Genomic DNA, 15,978 nt, shown 5'->3' on the forward strand with positions numbered 1-15,978 from the left:
GCAGGAATTGGGCGGCTGCGGTCAGCTAGACCGTCTGGAGCTTCTCGACCTCGTCGAGGTTCTCGGCCAGACGCGCCGCAAAGGTCGAAAGCGGATGCGGATGCGTATCGAACTCGTAGGCCGTCTCGGTGGAATGGATCACGGTGCCGACGCCGGCATCGGTCAGCAGCTCCAGCAGCAGCGAATGCGGCGTGGTGCCGTTGATGATGTGGGCACGAAATACGCCGCCGGCAAGCGCATCGACGGCCGCGCGCAGCTTGGGAATCATGCCCTTATCGACCTCGCCGCCGTAGAGCATCTCATTGACCTCGTCGAGTGTCAGGTTGGAGATAAGTGAATCCTTATCGCTAAAGTCCTTGTACAGGCCGTCGACGTCGGTCAAAAAGATCGCCTTGTGCGCGTGGAGCGCTGCCGCAACGGCACCGGCGGCGGTATCGGCATTGATGTTGAAGAAACCGCCGTCCTCCCCCGCCGCGACGGTAGCGATGACGGGGATGTACTCGCTATCGAGTAAGCGCTCGATATAGTCGGTGTTAACGTGCGTCACTTTGCCCACGCGACCGAGCTCGGGGTCGAGCGGCTCGGCGATGAGCGTGCCAGCATCGCTGCCCGACACGCCCACGGCCAGGTTGCCGTGGTGGTTGATGGCGACAACCAGCTCCTGGTTAACCTTGCCGCCCAGCACCTCGCGCACGATATCCATAGTCGCCGGCGTGGTCACGCGCTGGCCGTTCTTAAACTCGACGGGGATGTCATAGTGGCTCAGCGCCTCGTTGATAGCCTTGCCGCCGCCATGCACGATAACGGGGCGCATGCCGATGATCTTAAGCAGGACGATGTCGCTCATCACGTCGCGACGCAGCTGCTCGTCGACCATGGCGGCTCCGCCATATTTGATAACAACCGTCTTGCCGGTCAGGTTCTTAATCCACGGCAGCGCTTCGAACAGCAGCTGCGCGGTTGCTTCGTTGGATTCGCTCGAACGACAATCGCGTGCGAATTTCATAGTCTGCCTCGTCTTTCGTATCGTTATCGCGCCGTGCTCCGCTGTCCGCAATCGCGGCAAGATGCGCAGCGTGCCTGGAATCTAGGAACGGTAGTCGCCGTTGATGGAGATGTACTCATGCGTGAGGTCGCAGGTCCACACGGTCGTTGCCGCGTCGCCTGCGCCCAGGTCGGCCGAGATCACGATCTCGGGCGCCTCAAAACGTCGTAGAGCCTCGTCCTCGTCAAAGGGAACAGTCAGACCGTCGCGACAGACAGGCATGCCCATCATGTCGATGGAAACGTCTTCCTGATTAAACTTCACGCCGCACTTGCCAAGCGCCATGGCAACGCGGCCCCAGTTGCAGTCGTGGCCGGCGATGCAGGTCTTAACGAGCGGCGAGTTGGCAACGGCACGGGCGGCGATATCGGCCTCCTCGTTGTTAGCGGCGCCGGTAACGTTGACCGTAACAAGCTTGGATGCGCCCTCACCATCGGCGGCGATATTGCGCGCCAGGCTCTCGCACACCTCGTGCACGGCAAATGCCAACTCGTCAAAGGCATTGGAGCCCTCAACGATAGGCTCGGCATCTGCGGCAGCGGCGCCGGAGGCAAGCATGATGCAGGTGTCGTTGGTCGAGGTGTCGGAATCGACCGTTACCTTGTTAAAGGTCTGCTTGACGGTCGAGAGCAGCAGGGCATGAAGTGCCGCAGGCTCGACGGGGGCATCGGTGGTGATAACTGCGATCATGGTGGCCATGTTGGGCATGATCATACCCGAGCCCTTGCACATTCCGCCTACCGTATAGACATTGCCCGCATGACCCGCAGCCTCACTGACGTAGGATACGGCGTACTCCTTGGAGTGCGTGTCGGTCGTCATGATGGCGCGAGCGGCATCGGCGCCACCGTGGGCGGAGAGCGCCTCGTAGGCAGCAGGAATGGCGGTCTCAAACGTGTCGATCGACAGAATCTGGCCAATCACACCCGTGGAGGCAACCAGAATCTGCTGGGGCTCGCAGCCGATGACCTGCGAGGCGATGTTGCACGTCTCGCGCGCGCATGCAAGGCCGGTCTCACCCGTGGCGGCGTTGGCATTGCCAGAGTTGACCGAAATGCCGGCGATGATACCGTACCCCTTGTCGGTACCGCCCAGGTTGGCACGGCTCACCTGCACGGGCGCCGCGCAAAAGCGATTGGTGGTAAACACGCCAGCACCGGGACAGGGTTTATCGGGCACGACGAGCGCGTAATCCAGACGCTCGGGGTTCTTGCGGAACCCAGCGTGGATGCCTGCAGCCTTAAAACCAGCCGCAGCCGTAACGCCACCCTCGACGGCGCGAATCTTGATATCAAACAGCTCGGTATTCATCGTCTTTATGACTCCTTATGTCAAACAAAAAACGGACATCGGTTGGTGCGCCATGCCAGTCGTGATCATGAAACCAGCTTAAGAGTGGCGCCCCACTCGATGCCCGACTACCAAATCGTTAACAATCGAATGTGCTACACCGGGCACGCCACTGTGGGCAAGCCTCGTCGCTCGTCAAAGCCAAAGACGATATTGGCGCACTGGACCGCTTGGCCCGCAGCGCCCTTGCACAGATTGTCGATGGCGCCCGTCGCCACCAGCACGCCCGCGCGCTTGTTGAGCGCGAGGCCAATCTGGGCAGCGTTGGTGCCGACGACCGAAGCCGTCTTGGGCTGCTGGCCGGCATCGAGCACGCGCACAAAGGTGCGACCGGCGTAGAACTGCTTGTAATGGTCGACAACGTCCTCAAGGGTCAAGGTATCGATAGCCTGCGGCGCGAGCGGCAGCGTCACCGTGGAGAGCAGACCGCGCTTGAGCGGTGCCAGGTGCGGGGTAAAGACGACGCGATCGGTCAGGCCAAGGATTTGCTCAATCTCGGGCGTGTGGCGATGCTTGCCCACGCCGTAGGCCTCCAAGTTCTCGTCGGCGCTGCAAAAATGGGTGCGGGCGTTGCAGGACTTACCGGCGCCCGTCACGCCGCTAATGGCATCGACAATCACGGGACCGTTCTCGGCCACCCAGCCCGCGCGCACGGCGGGCGCGGCGGCAAGGCTCGTTGCGGTGGGATAGCAACCGGCGCAGGCGACCAGCACGGGTTTGCCGTCGGCATGGTCGGATGCGGCGGTCTCCAAGTCCTGGCAGAACAGCTCGGGCAGACCGAAGGCACGGGTCTTGAGCAGCTCGGGGCTCGTATGCTCGGCGGCATACCAAGCCTCAAAAACGGACGCGTCGTTCAGACGGTAGTCGGCCGAAAGATCAAAGCAGGAGACGCCCGATGCAAGCAGCGCGGGCACCTGTGCCATGGCAGCCGTGTGCGGCACGGCCAAAAAGACCGCGTCGCAGTTCTTGAGCTCAGGGGCATCATGCGTCGTAAAGACAAGATCGCTTACGCCGGTGAAGCTCGGGTGCACCGCAGACAACGGCTGGCCGGCATCGGCGTTGGACGTAATGGCAGCAAGTTCAAACTCGGGATGACCGAGGACGAGGCGAATGAGCTCGGCTCCGGCATATCCAGCCGCGCCGACGATTCCAACCTTCAAAGACATATCAGACTCCTTGTCTGCGATTTATGCACCGATGCGCATTTCGCAGCGGTCGTTATGAAGTGGGTTGAAACTTTAGCACCAAAAGATGCATTAATACGTAAATGGCTTGCATATTCATGCATTGAAACATTCCCGACACATTCGCTTGAAGGAATTGACAAATGGAGCGGGCCCCGTATTGACCGGCGCTCCTAACGGCGCCGAGCAATACGGGGCCCGCCCATGCGAAAACCAAGTTGTTAGGATGAGCCAGCTGGCTAGAGCTCGACCGGCACCCATTCGTCGTGATTGCAGATAAAAGCCTCGGGATCCTCGACGCTAAAGAAGACGAGCGTGGGGTCGTTAGGCCCCTCATAGTGCTCGCCCAGGCGCTCTAGATGCTTCCACCCAGCTTCGCGCATTTCGCCTAAAGCCCGGTCATCCAAGCCGGCACGCCCGCGCAAGATGAGCCAGCCATGGCCCGGCCACCAACTCGTGGCCTCAAAGCGCTGGTTTTGCAGCAGCTCTTGCCACACATCTTTGGTGCGCGCTGTTACAAACCACAGCTTGCCGTCCTGGATCTGCGCAAACGAAAACGGACGCACATGAGGCTGTCCGTCAACGCTCGTCGCCAAATACCATGCCGGCACCGACGTCAGATACTCCAACACCGTATTCAATCCGTCCATGTGTCCTCCTGGCGCTAGCTAATTCGAAACGGGTAGTTAATTTGAGACGCGCTAGAGCTCCAGGCGCTCCTCGCTGCCGTCGATATCACAGAAGCGCGCGGCAATGTTGCGGACCGAAAAGAAAGCAAGGCGGCCGTCGTTGGCACTCTCGTGTTCCTCGCCGATGCCCACCATGTGCTTAAAACCCGCTTGACGCACCTTGTCGCTCGCAACTGCGTCGTCCTCAAGTGCGGCTTCGCCGGTCAATACGATCCAGCATTCCCCCGGCTTCCAGCCCGAGAGCTCAAACTTGGGATTCGCACTCAGCTCCGCCCACACATCCTTGTCGCGCGACGTGCAAAACCACAGCTTACCTTCATCGACCATGGCAAACGAAAACGGCCTCACGCGAGGCTGATGCCCGTCGGCCACATCGGTCGTGGCCAGATACCACGCCGGAATGCGCCTGAGATACGAGCAGGCGCGCTCAAGCTGAGCTGTGCGGTCGTTGTCGGTCATAGGGACCCCTTTCTTGCGCTCGAATCGCGCCTAAACAAGTTGAAGGTTGACGACGATGACACACGCAAACAGCAGCATCGTCACCACCGCAGCCAGCGCATCCCCGCGGCGAAATGCAAGCGCATGCAGACGCGTGCGGCCCTGCTCGCCGTGATAGCAGCGTGCATCCATGGCGGCAGACAGCGTCTCGGCATGACGGAACACGCCCGTGAACAGTGGAATCGCCACACTGCCGAGCATACGCACGCCGCCGAGCGGGCCACCCGTTACGCGTGCACCGCGGCTTGCCTGCGCGTCCGCCGTCTGCTTCATCTCGGTGGCAAACTGCGGCATAAAGCGCAACGCGATGCCCATGATCATGCCGAGCTCATGCGCCGGAAGCCCCACGCGCGCAAACGGTGCGAGCAGACGCTCAAAGCCCGCGGTGAGGTCGAGCGTCGGTGTGGTGAGCGTAATGGCGCTCATGCCGGCCATCATCAGAGTCAGGCGACACGCCATAAAGGCGGCAGAACGCAGTGAGCCCTCGCTTATCTGCAGAAAGCCGAGCTGCCACAGGATGCGCCCACTCTGATCGGTAAACAAGTTGAGCACCGCGACCACGACGACGATTGCCAGCAGCGGCGCCATCGACGACAGAACGCGACGAGCCGGCACCCGGGACACGACATAGATCAGCACAACGAAAATTGCGACAGGGGCCAATCCGCGGAAGCCGCCGACGGTCAGCGTCGTGATCAAAAACACAAAGCCCAGGAGCAGCTTGGTGCGCGGATCCAGGCGATGGATCGCGCTATCGTTCGGATAGTAGCTGCCAAACGAAAACGCCTCCATCAGCAACCCTCCTCTCGCGCGACCGTTTCGGATTTGGCCTTGTCCGAGACGTTAGAAGAACCGCCTGAGCGACCGATCGGCAAATCTGCCAACTCGTCGGCCAACGACTCAACCGTATAGAGCCCGCCGCGACGCAGCGGCACGCCCGCTTCCGCGAGCGCCAACACCATGCGCTGGGCAGCGGGAACACCCAAGCCGATTGATTTAAGCTCATCCGCATGCGCAAAAACCTGAGCGGGCGTGCCCTCAGCAAACACCGCGCCCTCGTTCATCACGACAATACGATCGCAGCAATTGGCAAGGTCATCCATACTGTGTGAGACCATGACGACGGTCAGGCCCCCATGGTGAAGTCGATCGATGAGCTCCAGGAAATCACTGCGCGCCGCCGGATCGAGCCCCGCCATGGGCTCATCGAGTACCAGGACCTCGGGCTCCATGGCAAGCACGCCGGCAAACGCCACGCGCCGCTGTTGGCCACCCGAAAGCTCAAAGGGACTCTTGTCGCCCACCGTGGCCAAGTCGAGGCCCACGCGCGCGAGCGATGACTCAACGCGGCGCGCGACCTCGGCCTGCGACAAGCCAAGGTTGTGCGGGCCAAACGCCACGTCCTGCGTCACGGTTTCGGCAAACAGCTGACGCTCGGGATATTGAAACACCACGCCGACCTTGGCCTTAACCGCGGCGGCATCTTTCTTGTTTGCCAGGTCGAGCCCCAACGCGTAAACGGAACCCTCCTGGGGGCGAATCAAACCGTTGAGATGCTGGACCAGCGTCGACTTACCCGAACCGGTATGACCTGCTAAGCCCAGGAACTCGCCGCGACGCACCGTCAGCGATACATCGCGCAGCGCCCACGGGCTGCTGGGGTCGTTTCCCCAGAGAGCCTGTTTGCTCGATTTGCCCGCAACGGCCGAGCGCTTATGCCAGCGGCGACGCTCGCGCGGACTGAGCGAATAACTGTACGAAACATGGGATAGCTCGATGACGGGCTCCGACGCGTTGCCCTCGTTGTCTACCGGAACAGTGCCGTCAGCGATTTCCAACTGGGACGCGGAAGGCCGCCCTGCGGTGTCTTCCCCACTCCGGTCGGCATATACCTGCGCAATCTCGGCGACCATATCCGCCTCGCGCACCTGCGCATGAACGGGCACGCCCTTCGCACGAAGCGCCGTGCCCAAGCAGCACGACGCCGGCATATCCAGGTTGAGCTCCGCGAGCTCATCTGCCCGCGTCAGAATCTCCTCGGGCGTACCGAGCATGGCAACGCGCCCCGTCCGAAATACCGCGACACGATCGGCCTCGGCGGCCTCTTCCATAAAGTGCGTAATCATCACGATGGTCATGCCGCGATCGTGCAACGCGTGGCAAGCCTTCATGAGGCCCTTGCGTCCACGCGGATCGAGCATCGAAGAAGCCTCGTCCAAGATGAGCACGCGCGGTTCCATGGCGAGCACACCGGCAAGCGCCACGCGCTGCTTTTGGCCACCCGAGAGCGCGTGGGTCTCGTGGCGCTCAAAGCCCACCAGGCCCACGCCCTTCAGCGCCTCCCGTACACGCTGTGCTATTTGTGCCGATGGCACGCCAAGGTTTTCGGGACCAAACGCAATGTCATCTTCGACAAGCGTTGCCACCAGCTGGTCGTCGGGATTCTGGAATACCATGCCCGCGGTCGAACGAATGTCGTAGACCAGCTCGGGGTCGGACGCATCCATGCCGTTGATGCGTACCGTGCCCGCATCGGGCTGCAACAGCGCATTCAGATGCTTGGCAAACGTCGACTTGCCCGACCCATTGCCACCGAGGATGCAGAAAAACTCCCCGTCCTCGATGTTCAGATCGACACCGTCGAGTGCCGACACGGCACCGTCATAGCTAAAGGAAACGCCCCGACACTCAATCATGCGCGGCCTTTGACCTGGTCCTTTTTAGGCGTGATGAGGTTGGAGACCGCCTTGTACACTGCAAGCGTCAATACCGAGTTAAGCACGGTCTTGATAAGGTTGAACGGCAGCACGGCAGGAATCATGAGCGGGGCGATCACATCGACCGAGCCATACCAGAACCATACGCCAATGGTAAGGTTAGCGACCATAGACAGCGCCGTAGCGGCAATGACACCGAACACTAGGCCAATCACGGCACCCTTATAGGTATGCATCTTCTGGTACACGATAGCCGCGGGCAGAATGTAGCCCAGCGTAGCCACCAGGTTCATAAGTGCGCCGACCCAATCGCCCGTGGTAAGCGCATGGATAACAATCGCCATAGCGGCAACAGCAGTACCGGCGCCAGGACCATACGCAAAACCGCACACCATCGCCGGCACCAGCGACGGGTCATACGTCAAAAACGGCGCCGAAGGAAGGATAGGCAACTGCACGTACATAAACAGGGCGCCCAAGGCGCACATCAACGCCATGGTAACGAGCTGTTTGGTGCTCCACCTATTCGTGTTCTCAAAATGGATATGCTGCGACTGTTCAGACATAAGATCACCTGCCTCTTTCATCCGGACTCTAACCGTTGGTACTGGAATCTCACCAGTTCAGCCGGCATGCGAACCAACGCACACACGGGTCGCGGACTCCTCGGCTCGGCCGCAGGCATCTCGCCTGCGCCACGGCGCCCCTTTGACACCGCCCGATTTACCGCCAGTGGGGAATTTCACCCCGCCCTGAAACAGCAATTGCAAGTGTAGCACGAGCAATCGTTCGCGCAAGTATGCCAAGGGTAATTTATGGCGGGGGAAACGCTCTAGAAATGCGGCCGGGACAGAGCAGCGCGACAATAACGTACCCGCCCATCCCAAAGTGCTGCGCTTTTCGCGGCAAAGCCGCGAAACAGCAAAAGGGAAAAGCCACCGCAACAACCACGTTCCCCATCCATCCCAAAGTAGCGCGCCTTTCGCGCAAAGCGCGAAACAGCGAAGGGGACACGTATCCCTATCGACCACGTCCTTCTCCGCCCGCCGACCTCAAGGCCGTAAACGCAGGGAATCCGGGGGCGTGACGGGGGCTTCTCTCCGGAACATTCCGCAGGACGCAAAGAGGCTCCGCAGCGCGAAGCGCGATGCGGAGCCTCTTTGCATGTCCGAGGACGTTCCGGAGAGAAGCCCCCGTCACGCCCCCGGATTCCCGGTGGGAGTTCTAGACCTTGTCGGCCTTAGTACATACCGCCGCCCTGCTGACCAGCGGTAGCAGCAGCGATAGCGTCCTCAAGCTGAGTGTTTTTGGGCACATCGGAGACGGTAGCCTCGGTGATGAGGATCAGGCTGGCGACAGAAGCAGCGTTCTGCAGGGTGACGCGGCTGACCTTGACGGGGTCGAGGACGCCCATCTCGATCATGTCGCCCCACTCGCCGTTGGCAGAGTTGAGACCCTGGCCGGCGGGCAGCTCGGCAACCTTGTCGACCACGACAGCGCCCTCAAAGCCAGCGTTCTTGGCGATAGTAGCGACCGGAGCGGTCAGAGCCTTCTTGACGATATCGACGCCGATCTTCTCCTCGGGGTCGTCGATCTCGACAGCATCGAGCGCAGGAGCAGCGTCCATGAAGGCGACGCCGCCACCGGCGACAATGCCCTCCTCGACAGCAGCGCGGGTAGCCTGCAGGGCATCCTCGACGCGGTGCTTGATCTCCTTGAGCTCGGACTCGGTAGCAGCGCCGACCTTGATGACGGCAACGCCACCGGAGAGCTTGGCCAGGCGCTCCTGGAGCTTCTCACGGTCGAAGTCAGAGGTGGTGTTCTCCATCTCGCCCTTGATCTGAGCGATGCGGGCGTCGATGGCCTCCTTGGAGCCAGCGCCGCCGACGACGACGGTGTTGTCCTTGGAGATAGTGACGGACTTAGCGGTACCGAGCATATCGGCGGTGATGTCAGCGACCTTCACGCCCAGCTCGTCCAGAGCGGCCTGGCCACCGGTGAGGACGGCGATGTCCTCGAGGATGCGCTTGCGGCGATCGCCGTAGCCCGGGGCCTTGACGGCGCAGACGTTGAGAGCGCCACGAATCTTGTTGAGGACCAGGGTCGGCAGAGCCTCGCCGTCGATGTCCTCAGCGATGATGAGCAGGCCACGGCCGGCGCGCTGGACAGCCTCGAGAACAGGCATGATGTCCTGAACGCTGGAGATCTTCTGGTCGGTGATGAGGATGTACGGATCCTTCATCACGGCCTCCATGCGGTCGTTGTCCGTGACGAAATAAGCGGAGACATAGCCCTTGTCGAACTGCATGCCCTCGACGGTGTCGATGGTGATGTCGAACGTCTGGGAATCCTCGACGGTGATGACGCCGTCCTTGCCCACGACCTCCATGGCCTCGGCGATCTTCTCGCCGACCTCGGGGTCACCGGCAGAGATGGTACCGACGGAAGCAATCTGCTCCTTGGTCTCGACCGGCTTGGCCTGCTTCTTCATCTCGGCGACGGCGGCGTTGACGGCCTTGTCGATGCCGCGACGGATGGCCAGCGGGTTGGCGCCAGCGGCGACGTTGCGCAGGCCGTCGTTGACGATGGCCTGGGCGAGCAGGGTTGCGGTGGTGGTGCCGTCACCCACGGTGTCGTTGGTCTTGGTGGCGACCTCCTTCACCAGCTGGGCGCCCATGTTCTCGATGTTGTCCTCGAGCTCGATCTCCTTAGCGACGGAAACGCCGTCGTTGGTGATGGTCGGGGCACCGAACGTGCGCTGCAGCGCAACGTAGCGGCCCTTGGGGCCCATGGTGACGGTAACGGCGTCGGCCAGGGTGTTGACGCCCTTGGCGAGCTTAGCGCGGGCATCGGTGTTGAACGTAATGTTCTTTGCCATAGTGGGTAATCCTCCAAAAGAAATGTGACTCGCGTCGCCGCTTCCGAGTCCTATGCGGCGGGCGCGCTCAAAGACGAATCAGAGATTCTGACGAGACTAGGCCTCGACGACTGCGTAGATGTCGTCGGCGCGCATGAGCAGATACTTCTCGCCGTCGACCTTGACCTCGTTGCCACCGAACTTACCGTAGATGACAACGTCGCCGACCTTGACGTCCATGGGGATGCGCTCACCCTTGTCGTTGACCTTGCCGGCGCCCACGGCAACGATGGTGCCACGCTGCGGCTTCTCCTGAGCGTTGCTGGCGATGTACAGACCAGAGGCGGTCTTCTGCTCGGCCTCGTCGGGCTTGACCAAGACGCGATCTGCAAGCGGCTTCAAAGACGACATGCTTGTTTCCTCCTTTGTGGGCCGCGCGGTCATGCCGCGCGGGTTAACCCTTTTTGTTTGCGTACGCGTTGAATGGTACCCACGAATGGCGGGTTATACAACACGGAGTCAAAAAATCTTATTTTTTGGCACTTAGATTTTCTGAATGCCGGGGGATAACCTAACGGTGGCTCCCGGGGCGGACCGGAGGGCATGTAGTTTGCTGCTCTACAGTCCTGCGCAAGACGGAAAGCACATTAAGTGCTTTCCTTTGCGTGCGGAACTCGCGACAAACTTCATGCCCTCCGGTCCGCCCAGGGAGCCAGGTTAACTAATTCAGGCCCGGCATTCAGAAAAGTCAGTGCAGCAAAATGGCGATGCAGATGGTGCGAACAAGAAAGGGGCACGTTGCAGAAACGCGCCCCTTATGGGTGGGGTATGGGGCTAGCGCTCGTAGATCAGGTTGCCGGCTAGGTAGGTGGCTTGGACTTTGGTGGCTTGGAGTTCTTGGGGGTCGATGGTGAGCAGGTTTTGGTCCAGGACTACCAGGTCGGCGTATTTGCCGGGTTCTAGGCTGCCGAGGTTTTGCTCGTCGCCCGCTGCATAGGCGCTGCCCAGGGTGTAGTTGCGCAGGGCTGTTGCTGCATCGATGCGCTCGCTCGGCAGCCAGCCGCCCTCGGGCCAGTGGCTTTTGGGGTCTTGGCGCGTGATAGCCGTGTAGAGCACGTTCATGCTGGTAACGGGCGTGATAGGGCTGTCAGTACCGAAGGCTTGGCGAATGCCGCGCTGCTTATAGGTTGCAAACGGCCACATGATGCGGCTGCGCTCCATGCCCAAATCGCGCTCGGGGCCGCCCGGGTCGAGCGTAATGTGACAGGGCTGACTCGAGGCAATCACGTTGAGCTTGCGCAGGCGGTCGATGTCCTCGGGCAGGAGGTTCTCCAGATGCTCGAGTGTGTTATGGCCGTGCTGGGGCAGGCCGTACAGGTCGGCGGCCTCCTCGAAGATATCCAGCGCGGCATGAATCGCACCGTCGCCGATAACGTGGATACGCACAGTGTGGCCGCGCTCCGCAGCCGCCAGAACCAGCTTACGCATGCGCTCGGCAGGAACTGTCAGACGGCCCTGGTCGCCCGGGAAGCGCGGATTGGTATAGGGCTCGGTGAGATATGCCGTGTGTTCGCTCGACACGCCGTCGAAGAACTGCTTAAAGCCTGGCGCCGAGAGCAGCGCGTTGTTCGCGTAGCGGGTCTGCAGCTCTTCCAAGCGCAACTGGTCATCCAGCAGCGTGGGGAACAGATGGGCTCGGATGCCCAACTTGCCGGCTGCCTGCAGTTTGTCGTAGACGTCGTCGCGGATAAAATCGCAGCCCGGCATGGGCATGAGCGACATATCGCATATCGAGGTGATGCCCTGCTCGGCCATACGCCTCATTTGATCGGCGTAAGCGCTTGCAATGCGATCCTCCCCCAGCCACTCAAGGCAGCGCGGTAGCAGCTGCATGGCAGCCGCCTCGTGAGCAATGCCCGTGAGCTCGCCGCTTGCGTCCTTGTCGTAGCCACCGCCCGCTGGCGGCTCGCTGTCGCGCGTGACGCCGAGCGCCTCGAGTGCGCGGCTGTTGAGCCACAGCGTATGGCCGTCGCCCGAATACATAACGCAGGGGCGATCGGGGAATGCCGCATCGAGCGACGCCTTGGTAGGATGCTCGGGCGGGTCCCAACGGTAGTCGCGCCAGCCCTGAGTCACAACCCAAGCGTCGTCGGGCAGGTCCTGGGAAAACTCGAGCGCGTGTTGCACCAGCGCCGCCTCGGACGTGCCCATATCCATGAGCATGTACGGCGAGGAGCCGACCGAGGTATGGAAGAAGTGCAGATGAGCGTCATGGAAACCTGGGCAGACAAACTGCTCGCCGTAGTCGATAACCGGCGTGGCGGCAGGCGCGGCGGCAATCACGTCATCGGGCGCACCGACTGCGACGATACGGTCGCCTGCGATGGCAATCGCCAGCTCGCGGGCGGTATCGATGCCGTCTTGCGCGGTAAAGACGTTCTTGGAGCGGATAATCCGATCGATATGTTGCATGGGCATCCCCATCTCTGGCAGGAAATTCAACATCCCCGAGTGTACTCCCCCGTCTCGGTTACAAAATGCCAAGCGGCAAACGGCAGCTTTGCCAGGCCAAGTGGCAGGTGGCATACTGGAATGAGCCTGTACGATTTTGCAAAAACCAGCAAGGAGCAAATCGACCATGACGAAGACCAAGGCACAGCAGATTATGGCGGCGACCGAGGCTCGCGCGGCTGACGACGTCACCGCAGCCATCAAAGATATCGCTACCGAGTTTGAACCCTATATCATCAAGCAGCGCCGGCACTTCCATAAGCACCCGGAGCTGAGCCTTGCCGAGGAGCGCACGACCTCCGACATCGCCAACCAGCTCGACGCCATGAATATCCCCTACGAGCGTCCGCTCAAGACCGGCTTGGTGGCAACGCTTCGCGGTACCGCGTCGGATGCCTACCACGAGGACGGCACGCCGCGCCGCCGCATCCTGCTGCGCGCGGATATCGACGCCCTGCCCGTCACCGAGCAGACCGGCGAGGAGTTTGCCAGCGTCAACGAGGGCTGCATGCACGCCTGCGGCCACGACTGCCACATCGCCATGATGCTCGGCACGCTGCAAATCCTGCGCCATATGACCGACGACATCCACGGCGAAGTCCGCATCGTCTTCCAGCCCAGCGAGGAAAACGGCCAGGGCGCCAAGCTCATGATCGGCACGGGCGTGCTCGACGGCGTCGATGGCGCCTACGCCGCGCACATCTGGAGTGAGGTCGACGCCGGCACCGTGAGCTGCGAGCCCGGACCGCGCATGGCCAATACCGACTGGTTCCGCATCGACGTCCGCGGCACCTCGTGCCACGGCGCCATGCCCCAGCGCGGTCACGACGCCGTTATGGTTGCCGCCGAGATCGTCAACGCTCTGCAGACCATCGTTTCGCGCGAGATCAGTCCCTACGAGCCGGCCGTCATTACCGTCGGCGAGCTGCACGGCGGCACCGCGCGCAACGTTATCGCCGGCACGGCCTACCTCGCCGGCACGGTGCGCACCTACGGAGATTCGACCCACGAGGAAATGCCGGAGCTCATGCGCCGCATCGTGGAGCATACCGCGGCCGCCTTGGGCGCCGAGGCAGAGCTCACCGACTACACCATCGCCAATTACAAGGTCGAAAACGATGCCGCCTCGAGCGAGCGCTGCCGCCAGGCAGTAATCAAATGCCTGGGCCCCACCGGCCAAGGCCATTATCGCGGCACACTCTCGGGTGAGGATTTTTCGGAGTACCTGCGCCGCGTACCGGGCGTGCTCGCCTTTGTTGGCACGCGCAACCCCCAGATTGGCGCCACGTACGCCCAACATTCTTGCTTCTACAAGATTGACGAGTCGGTACTGGCCAAGGGCTCCATGGTGGCCGCCCAATATGCCATCGACTTTTTGGCCGAGCCCACACAAGAAGAGCTCGACGGCCCCACGATTGCCGCGGTCGCCGAGACCAATCCCGACCTAGCAGCCAAACTGCGCTCTGCCAAGGCCACGGCCGCCGAGGCCCGCGACGCCATGCACGATGCCCGCACCGCCCGACACGCCGCAATCAAGGGCATCCACGACGCTCGCGCCGCCGCCCGCCGCGAGGAGAAGCACGACGAGTAGTCGATCCACGACCATCTCGCAGTCATAGCCGCATCGCGATATCAAAGCGGGGGCGGACGCTTCGGCACGTCCGCCCCCGCTTATTTGTCAAGCGCTATTTCTACCGTTTCTACCCCGTCCCCAAATGGCAGGTGGCAGGGTTACTCGTCCTGCGGGTCCTCGTCGGAGCTTGGCGCAGGCTCGGGCTCAGGTGCAGGCTCGGGCTCCGGTTCCGGCATGGGCTCGGGCTCGGGCTCAGGCACGGGCGCGGGCTCAGGCTCAGGCTCAGGCACGGGCGCGGGCTCGGGCTCGGGCGCAGGCGCCGGCGCCGCAGCGGAATCGGATACGGGCGCTGCGTCGGCGCTAAAACCAGCCGGAGCAGACTTCTTCTCAAACGGCAGCACAAAAGTCAGGACGTCGTCCTTGTCCTCGTCGGCCCACTCGCTTGCGTAGCGCGCAACCCAATAGCCAACGGCACGGTGCTTGAGCATCTTGCCAAAGACCGTGAGGAATACCGTGACAAACGCCGTCAGCACTAAGAACAATACGAGCGTGATGCCACCGCCGGTAACAAGCGCCTCAATAGCCGTAGGACGGTAGTAGTAGCTATACATACCGACAGAGGCAATGGTGCCAAAGACGAACGTCAGGATCCAGGTGACAACGTTGGCGACCAGGCCCGTCAAAAACTCGGGAAGGAACGAAGCGCAGAACAGTTTGGTCTTGTTGTGCTTAAAGGCCGCCCAGACCTTATCGAGCGAAAACGCGCTCTCGACACGACCGGTCACCGCAAAGTGCATCACGGCAATGTCGGCGAACATCTTAAAGAAGACCCCCAAGACCGCCGTGGCAATCATAGCCAGGACAAGCAGGCCAAGCGAGCCGAACAGCGCTGCCTCGAGTGCATAAGAGCCGTAATACGAATACGAGCCCGCGGCGCCAATTACCACGCTCTCCACCAGCGAAAGCACTACACCGATAACGGGAATGGCAGCAATAACCTCGAGCACGACCGAGATAACGCTCGAAAAGACTCCGAGGCCAAACGACGTGGAACGCATGAGTGGACGATCCATACCGTCATCAACCTTGAGCGACAGATCTCGACCCCACTCAATACCAAAGCCGGAACCACACACGCTCGCAATGCAAGCTGCCAAAAAGCCGATGGCAGCTGCAATGCCGCCAATAACGGGAATAAACAGCACGAGTACCGACACAACACAAATCAGCGCCGGTAAAAAGGCAATCTGGCACACGCGCTGCAGCACGCCCGGAGTCTTGGTCATATCCTCAAACGCCTGAGCCACACAGCCCTTGGACGCATTCGCCACGGGCGGTTGCGGAACAAACTGCTGGGGCTGACCCTGAGGGGCAGAGGCTGCGGCACCGGCATTGGGGGCACCACACGCGCCGCAGAACTTGTCGTTATCGCCCATGGGGGCACCACACTGCGAACAGAACATCGAGATCATCCCTTCGTATCTTGAGCGAACCATCTGGATCGCAAACGATGTCTTTGGCATCATTATCACCCAATGTGGGGACAAATACTCC

13 protein-coding genes and 1 riboswitch are annotated in these 15,978 nt (G+C 61.4%); of the genes, 1 reads left to right on the plus strand and 12 read right to left on the minus strand.

Annotation, left to right across the window (positions count from 1 at the left end; genetic code table 11):
* Window positions 1-25 precede the first annotated feature (25 nt).
* The 11 genes from argB to DXB86_RS09295 form a co-directional block, all read right to left on the minus strand.
* On the minus strand, window positions 26-1,006 hold the full coding sequence (gene argB / locus DXB86_RS09245) for an acetylglutamate kinase (protein WP_117655914.1): 981 nt from the start codon (window positions 1,004-1,006) through the stop codon (window positions 26-28).
* Between the two features lie 81 nt (window positions 1,007-1,087).
* Window positions 1,088-2,356 carry a bifunctional glutamate N-acetyltransferase/amino-acid acetyltransferase ArgJ gene (argJ, locus tag DXB86_RS09250; RefSeq protein ID WP_199411034.1) on the minus strand — a complete coding sequence of 423 codons (1,269 nt, stop codon included), beginning with the start codon at window positions 2,354-2,356 and terminating at the stop codon, window positions 1,088-1,090.
* Between the two features lie 134 nt (window positions 2,357-2,490).
* A complete protein-coding gene (argC, locus tag DXB86_RS09255; RefSeq protein ID WP_117637583.1) occupies window positions 2,491-3,561 on the minus strand; it encodes an N-acetyl-gamma-glutamyl-phosphate reductase in 1,071 nt (356 codons plus the stop codon).
* Between the two features lie 257 nt (window positions 3,562-3,818).
* On the minus strand, window positions 3,819-4,229 hold the full coding sequence (locus tag DXB86_RS09260; RefSeq protein ID WP_117637582.1) for a pyridoxamine 5'-phosphate oxidase family protein: 411 nt from the start codon (window positions 4,227-4,229) through the stop codon (window positions 3,819-3,821).
* A gap of 51 nt (window positions 4,230-4,280) precedes the next feature.
* The gene (locus DXB86_RS09265; protein ID WP_117637581.1) at window positions 4,281-4,727 is read right to left on the minus strand and encodes a pyridoxamine 5'-phosphate oxidase family protein; all 447 of its coding nucleotides are present in this window, start codon (window positions 4,725-4,727) and stop codon (window positions 4,281-4,283) included.
* Between the two features lie 30 nt (window positions 4,728-4,757).
* Window positions 4,758-5,558, minus strand: coding sequence for an energy-coupling factor transporter transmembrane protein EcfT (locus tag DXB86_RS09270; RefSeq protein ID WP_117736909.1), 801 nt, complete (start codon window positions 5,556-5,558; stop codon window positions 4,758-4,760).
* The gene (locus tag DXB86_RS09275; RefSeq protein WP_117736910.1) at window positions 5,558-7,462 is read right to left on the minus strand and encodes an energy-coupling factor transporter ATPase; all 1,905 of its coding nucleotides are present in this window, start codon (window positions 7,460-7,462) and stop codon (window positions 5,558-5,560) included. Before DXB86_RS09275 ends, DXB86_RS09270 begins: the two co-directional genes overlap by 1 nt.
* On the minus strand, window positions 7,459-8,049 hold the full coding sequence (locus DXB86_RS09280) for an ECF transporter S component (RefSeq protein WP_117563816.1): 591 nt from the start codon (window positions 8,047-8,049) through the stop codon (window positions 7,459-7,461). The genes DXB86_RS09275 and DXB86_RS09280 overlap by 4 nt, the downstream gene beginning before the upstream one ends.
* Before the next feature lie 5 nt (window positions 8,050-8,054).
* A riboswitch (FMN riboswitch) is annotated at window positions 8,055-8,247 on the minus strand.
* Window positions 8,248-8,723: 476 nt separating this feature from the next.
* Window positions 8,724-10,361, minus strand: coding sequence for a chaperonin GroEL (gene groL / locus DXB86_RS09285; RefSeq protein WP_006234938.1), 1,638 nt, complete (start codon window positions 10,359-10,361; stop codon window positions 8,724-8,726).
* Between the two features lie 96 nt (window positions 10,362-10,457).
* Window positions 10,458-10,751, minus strand: a complete 294-nt coding sequence (gene groES, locus DXB86_RS09290; RefSeq protein ID WP_022094351.1) for a co-chaperone GroES — start codon at window positions 10,749-10,751, stop codon at window positions 10,458-10,460.
* 423 nt (window positions 10,752-11,174) lie between these two features.
* On the minus strand, window positions 11,175-12,818 hold the full coding sequence (locus DXB86_RS09295; RefSeq protein WP_233504191.1) for an amidohydrolase: 1,644 nt from the start codon (window positions 12,816-12,818) through the stop codon (window positions 11,175-11,177).
* 160 nt (window positions 12,819-12,978) lie between these two features.
* Between DXB86_RS09295 and DXB86_RS09300 the strand changes: the two genes are divergently transcribed.
* Entirely contained in the window at window positions 12,979-14,442 is a 1,464-nt protein-coding gene (locus tag DXB86_RS09300; RefSeq protein WP_055252003.1) for a M20 family metallopeptidase, read from the plus strand.
* Window positions 14,443-14,582: 140 nt separating this feature from the next.
* On the opposite strand, the gene DXB86_RS09305 is transcribed toward DXB86_RS09300, so the two are convergent.
* A complete protein-coding gene (locus DXB86_RS09305; protein WP_158555311.1) occupies window positions 14,583-15,887 on the minus strand; it encodes a zinc-ribbon domain-containing protein in 1,305 nt (434 codons plus the stop codon).
* Window positions 15,888-15,978: the final 91 nt, after the last annotated feature.

The organism is Collinsella sp. OM06-18AC, assembly GCF_003438785.1.
In the GTDB taxonomy this organism is placed as follows: domain Bacteria; phylum Actinomycetota; class Coriobacteriia; order Coriobacteriales; family Coriobacteriaceae; genus Collinsella.

Coding starts and splice junctions, on each gene's coding strand:
- DXB86_RS09295 (WP_233504191.1), bottom strand. CDS start 12,818: ATGCCCATGCAACATATCGATCGGATTATCCGCTCCAAGAACGTCTTT.
- groES (WP_022094351.1), bottom strand. CDS start 10,751: ATGTCGTCTTTGAAGCCGCTTGCAGATCGCGTCTTGGTCAAGCCCGAC.
- argC (WP_117637583.1), bottom strand. CDS start 3,561: ATGTCTTTGAAGGTTGGAATCGTCGGCGCGGCTGGATATGCCGGAGCC.
- groL (WP_006234938.1), bottom strand. CDS start 10,361: ATGGCAAAGAACATTACGTTCAACACCGATGCCCGCGCTAAGCTCGCC.
- DXB86_RS09280 (WP_117563816.1), bottom strand. CDS start 8,049: ATGTCTGAACAGTCGCAGCATATCCATTTTGAGAACACGAATAGGTGG.
- DXB86_RS09300 (WP_055252003.1), top strand. CDS start 12,979: ATGACGAAGACCAAGGCACAGCAGATTATGGCGGCGACCGAGGCTCGC.
- DXB86_RS09265 (WP_117637581.1), bottom strand. CDS start 4,727: ATGACCGACAACGACCGCACAGCTCAGCTTGAGCGCGCCTGCTCGTAT.
- DXB86_RS09270 (WP_117736909.1), bottom strand. CDS start 5,558: ATGGAGGCGTTTTCGTTTGGCAGCTACTATCCGAACGATAGCGCGATC.
- DXB86_RS09260 (WP_117637582.1), bottom strand. CDS start 4,229: ATGGACGGATTGAATACGGTGTTGGAGTATCTGACGTCGGTGCCGGCA.
- argJ (WP_199411034.1), bottom strand. CDS start 2,356: ATGAATACCGAGCTGTTTGATATCAAGATTCGCGCCGTCGAGGGTGGC.
- argB (WP_117655914.1), bottom strand. CDS start 1,006: ATGAAATTCGCACGCGATTGTCGTTCGAGCGAATCCAACGAAGCAACC.
- DXB86_RS09275 (WP_117736910.1), bottom strand. CDS start 7,462: ATGATTGAGTGTCGGGGCGTTTCCTTTAGCTATGACGGTGCCGTGTCG.
- DXB86_RS09305 (WP_158555311.1), bottom strand. CDS start 15,887: ATGTTCTGTTCGCAGTGTGGTGCCCCCATGGGCGATAACGACAAGTTC.